Here is a 554-nt window from a genome sequence, read left to right as displayed (position 1 = left end):
TGTGGCACAACAGATGGGTAATTCGGCTGCCGCCGCGCCCTCTGTTATTGCTGCAATGAAGAACGGGGAATTAAATCCTACGATGATACAGGCATGGATCGAACAGGCACAAATTGAAGATGACGGTTCTATTGCCTTCCGAGAGGGTATCGCTTTCCTTCAAAACCTTTTAGCCTTGCTAATTCCAGAAGAGACAGTACTACTCCCAAACTATCCGAACCCATTCAATCCAGAGACATGGATACCCTATCAACTCTCCGAAGCAGCGGAGGTTACCTTGCGTATCTATTCTGTGAATGGGATATTGGTTCGGACCTTGACTTTGGGGTATACACCTGCTGGTATCTATCAGAACCACAGCCGTGCGGCGTATTGGGATGGAAAAAATGACGTGGGTGAGTCTGTCGCGAGTGGTATCTATTTCTATACCCTAACGACAGGAGATTTCATCGGAACGCGAAAAATGTTAATAATCAAGTAACCTAACGTGAGTTTGATAATAAAATGTGAGTTCGCTTTAATCATTTTTCATCTGTAAAAGAGGTGGATTATTG

At 44.4% G+C, this 554-nt stretch carries 1 protein-coding gene; it reads left to right on the top strand.

Annotated features, from left to right (window positions below; genetic code table 11):
- Positions 1-481: T9SS type A sorting domain-containing protein (locus J4G07_21895; protein MCE2416637.1), on the top strand; the 481-nt coding region annotated here is incomplete at its 5' end.
- Positions 482-554 lie beyond the last annotated feature (73 nt).

Source organism: Candidatus Poribacteria bacterium (genome assembly GCA_021295715.1).
Classification (GTDB): Bacteria; Poribacteria; WGA-4E; order WGA-4E; family WGA-3G; genus WGA-3G.
Note: the sequence above shows the minus strand (reverse complement) of the source record. Positions and strands in the feature narration are given on the sequence as shown.